3 protein-coding genes are annotated in these 4,717 nt (G+C 27.9%); all 3 read left to right on the top strand.

Going from position 1 to position 4,717, the window contains the following annotated elements:
* Positions 1–305 precede the first annotated feature (305 nt).
* Entirely contained in the window at positions 306–1,157 is an 852-nt protein-coding gene (locus RH99_RS17605) for a DUF6414 family protein (RefSeq protein ID WP_010241397.1), read from the top strand.
* A gap of 306 nt (positions 1,158–1,463) precedes the next feature.
* Complete coding sequence (gene pflB / locus RH99_RS17600; protein ID WP_010241395.1) at positions 1,464–3,686, top strand: formate C-acetyltransferase; 2,223 nt, start codon at positions 1,464–1,466, stop codon at positions 3,684–3,686.
* Between the two features lie 94 nt (positions 3,687–3,780).
* Complete coding sequence (gene pflA / locus RH99_RS17595; RefSeq protein ID WP_010241394.1) at positions 3,781–4,506, top strand: pyruvate formate-lyase-activating protein; 726 nt, start codon at positions 3,781–3,783, stop codon at positions 4,504–4,506.
* Positions 4,507–4,717: the final 211 nt, after the last annotated feature.

The following is a 4,717-nucleotide window of genomic DNA, read 5'->3' as shown; positions in this document are numbered from 1 at the left end:
CTCATATATTTCTTTTATATCTTTTTCTTCATTGGATATTTCTAAATTTAATTTTGATATCTCTATGAATTCTTCTGTTTTTTTTACAGCAGAACTTGCACTGTTTTCAAGAGAATCTTTAATTTTCATAATATTAAAAGGTATAGGCATAATTATTCCTCCCAATTTATATAATACATCTATAATAATTATATGAAATAATCAAATATTATGTTCTAAAAGGTATAAAGTTTTATACTATTAATTAATAGCCTTACTTTATCAATTTTCACTAAGTAAGATTCATTGATATGGAGTGATGATTTATGGCTGAAAATAAAGCTATTATACCATTATATTTAAATAATGATATAGTTAATAATCTTTTTACGGTAGTAGTACAAGAGTTTGTTCAATCAAGAACTGTTAATACAAAGGATCAAGTTACTATAAATTACAGAGGACCTATGAGCGAATTTTCTCAGGAGTTATTTGGGAAGTATGTTCAAGGAGAAGTTAATGTTCAATTAGTAAATGAGTTTTCAAAGCAAAAAACTCAAGTTACTATTTCAAAGGATATAGAAGTTTTTATACATTTAAGAAATTTATTATTTAAAAATAATTTGCTAAGAGAGATATCCATAAATGATATGGTTGATGGTATACATGAAAATGATTTTATTATAGTTAATTGTAAAATTATGAAAAACCCTATATTTTATTATGTAGAGAATTTAATAAATAAAATGGAAATGCAAAATATATTCGGTAATATTAAAGCGGTAAATAGCAGTAGAGTTGATGTACTTACTAATTTAAAGGGATATATGGATTCATGGAAAAGTAATAATTGTATGAAGTGCGTAACTACTGAATTTTGTAATCCTAAATCAAGATTTATTGTTCCTATTGATCCAAGATATAATATAAATAAATTTGATTATACAGGGCACTGTAGAGTAAATATAATGGGTAAAGTTATAAAGTGTATTAATGGCAATGATATTGGATATATGGATTTATTTGGATGCGATTGTTTAGAATTTATAAATGAACCATACTTTAGTGATTTTATGGGCATAAATAGTATTGGAAATTCAATAAAGAATTTTAGTAATAAATATATTTCAAATTCTGGTAATATGATAGAAATATTGCCTATAGCTATTTTTTTATAATATGTATTTTAAAATAAAAGAATATGAATACTAAAATAGTAGTTAAAAGTTAAATCTATAATAGTAACCAAATTTTTCATTAGATATTAATGAACAAATAAATTCAAATACTAGTGAGTGTATGATATAATGTGGAATATAAAAATAATAAATATAAAATATGTTCATAATAGCATTATTTATTATATTGAAATAAGAATCTTTATCATGTATAATAATCATATAATAAAAATTATTAATTAGTAATCTTTACAAACTACTATTTATAATAAATCCAATAGGTTATATAATAAGGAGTTGATACTTTTGTTTAAACAATGGGATGGTTTTAAAGAAGGAAATTGGATACAAGACGTCAATGTGAGAGATTTCATTCAAAATAACTATAAAGAGTATAACGGTGATAAAAGTTTTTTAAAGGGACCTACAGATAAAACTAAAAAGGTTTGGGATAAGGCAGTTGCTCTTATTTTGGAGGAATTAAAGAAAGGCATACTCGATGTAGATACAGAAACTATTTCTGGAATAAATAGCTTTAAGCCTGGATATCTAGATAAGGACAATGAAGTTATAGTCGGTTTTCAAACGGATGCACCCCTTAAGAGAATAACTAACCCATTTGGTGGAATTAGAATGGCAGAACAATCATTGAAAGAATATGGTTTTGAGATTAGTGATAAGATGTACGATGTATTTACAAACTATAGAAAGACACATAATCAAGGTGTTTTTGACGCTTATTCAGAAGAAACAAGAATTGCTAGATCAGCAGGGGTTTTAACTGGACTTCCAGATGCCTATGGAAGGGGCAGGATAATAGGTGATTATAGAAGAGTGGCTCTTTACGGAATAGACTTCTTAGTAGATCAAAAGAAGAAGGATTTAAATGATTTAAAAGGTGATATGCTTGATGAGCTTATACGATTAAGAGAAGAAGTTTCTGAGCAAATAAGAGCTCTTGGAGAAATTAAAAAGATGGCTCTTTCCTATGGAGTGGATATATCAGAACCTGCTAAAAATGCTAAAGAGGCAGTTCAATTCTTGTATTTTGGATATTTAGCTGGAGTAAAGGAAAACAATGGGGCGGCAATGTCACTTGGAAGGACAAGTACTTTTTTAGACGTATATATTGAAAGAGATTTAGAAAATGGATTGATTACAGAAGACGAAGCTCAAGAAATAATTGATCAATTTATTATAAAACTAAGAATGGTTAGACATTTAAGAACTCCTGAATATAATGAATTATTTGCAGGAGATCCTACTTGGGTTACTGAATCAATAGGTGGAATTGGAATAGATGGAAGACATCTTGTTACAAAAAATTCTTTTAGATACCTTCATACACTAATTAATCTTGGATCAGCACCAGAACCAAATATGACAGTACTTTGGGCTGAAAAATTACCAGAAAACTTTAAGAAATTTTGCGCAGAAACATCTATTTTAACTGATTCTATTCAGTATGAAAATGATGATATAATGAGACCAATTTATGGTGATGACTATGCCATTGCTTGTTGTGTATCTGCAATGCAGGTTGGAAAGCAAATGCAATTTTTTGGAGCTAGATGTAATGTAGCTAAATGTTTACTTTTAGCAATAAATGGTGGTATAGATGAAAAGAAAGGTGTAAAGGTTGTTCCAGATATTGAGTCTATTACAGATGATGTATTAGATTATGAAAAGGTAAAGATCAATTACTTTAAAGTTTTAGAATATATGGCAGATATTTATGTTAATACTATGAATGTAATTCATTTTATGCATGATAAATATGCTTATGAAGGTAGTCAAATGGCACTTCATGATACAAATGTAGGAAGACTTATGGCATTTGGTATTGCTGGATTTTCTGTAGCAGCAGATTCTCTAAGTGCAATAAAATATGCTAAAGTAAAACCTATAAGAGAGAATGGTATTACTGTGGACTTCGTTAAAGAAGGAGAATTCCCTAAATATGGTAATGATGATGACAGAGTAGATAATATTGCCATAGAAATTGTTGAAAAGTTCTCTGCTGAGTTAAAGAAACACCCAACTTATAGGAATGCAAAACATACACTTTCTGTTCTTACAATCACATCAAATGTAATGTATGGTAAGAAAACAGGAACAACACCTGACGGAAGAAAATTGGGAGAGCCATTAGCGCCAGGGGCGAATCCAATGCATGGAAGAGATATGGAAGGTGCACTAGCTTCCTTAAACTCAGTAGCTAAAGTTCCATATGCATGTTGTGAAGATGGTGTTTCAAATACATTTTCTATAGTACCAAGTGCATTAGGAAATGATCATGATAATAGGATAAATAATTTGGTAGGTGTTATGGGTGGATATTTTAGTCAAGGTGCACATCATTTAAATGTTAATGTACTTAATAGAGACACATTAATAGATGCTATGGATCATCCTGATAAATACCCAACGCTTACAATAAGAGTTTCAGGCTATGCTGTTAATTTCAACAGACTTTCAAAGGCACATCAAAAAGAAGTTATAAATAGAACTTTCCATGAAAAATTATAATAAAAGCAGGCTTAAATAGCCTGCTTTGTTTTTTAATGAAGAATATTAAAATAAATAGAGATGTAATAGATATATAAGAAAGGGAAATACAGTCATGATAAAAGGGAAAATTCATTCAATAGAAAGTATGGGACTTGTTGATGGTCCTGGTATTAGGACAGTTGTATTTTTTCAAGGATGTAAATTAAGATGTGCCTATTGTCATAATCCTGATACATGGGAAATGAATGGAGGCATTGAAATAACAACAGAAGATTTATTAAAAAAGATATTGAAATTTAAACCTTATTTTGATAGGTCTGGTGGTGGTGTAACTTTTTCTGGAGGAGAAGTACTTTTACAGTGTGAGTTTTTAGCTGAAATACTAAGGCTATGTAAAGAAAATCATATTCATACTACTATAGATACTTCTGGTTATGGAAATGGTAATTATGAACAAGTGTTAAAATATACAGATTTAGTTTTGCTTGATATAAAGCATGTAGATGAGATTGGATATAAAAATCTCACAGGTAAAGGGAAAAATGGATTGAATGAATTCTTAAAGGTACTTGAAAAAGTGGGAACAAAGATTTGGATAAGACATGTAATAGTTCCTAATATAACTGATTCTAAAGAACATATAAAAAAGCTAGGTGACTTAATAAAAGATATAAAAAATATAGAAAAGATAGAACTATTACCTTATCATACATTAGGTGTAAACAAGTATGAAAAAATGAAAATAAATTATAAACTTAAAAATACAGAATCTATGGACAGAGAAAAATGTAAAGAACTTGAAAATTATTTGAAAGCATATTTAAAATGTATAACCTAAAACTTAAAATATATTAAAACAGGCAAGTATTGAATAATATGTAGACATCTAATTGAAAATAATTCTATGGATACAATATTAAAAAATTATAAGATAATGTAAGTAATTATAAGATAATATAAAGAAATTTATATTTATATAATGTATAATGTAGATATTTGTAATTGATTTATATTATATTTAAGCTAAAAGAATAATAAGTATATATTAT

Origin of the sequence: Clostridium arbusti SL206 (assembly GCF_000246895.1) — a bacterium.
Classification (GTDB): Bacteria; Bacillota; Clostridia; order Clostridiales; family Clostridiaceae; genus Clostridium_I; species Clostridium_I arbusti.
The sequence above is the reverse complement of the archived record's forward strand: the minus strand, read 5'-3'. Positions and strand labels throughout refer to the sequence as shown.

Coding starts and splice junctions, on each gene's coding strand:
- RH99_RS17605 (WP_010241397.1), top strand. CDS start 306: ATGGCTGAAAATAAAGCTATTATACCATTATATTTAAATAATGATATA.
- pflA (WP_010241394.1), top strand. CDS start 3,781: ATGATAAAAGGGAAAATTCATTCAATAGAAAGTATGGGACTTGTTGAT.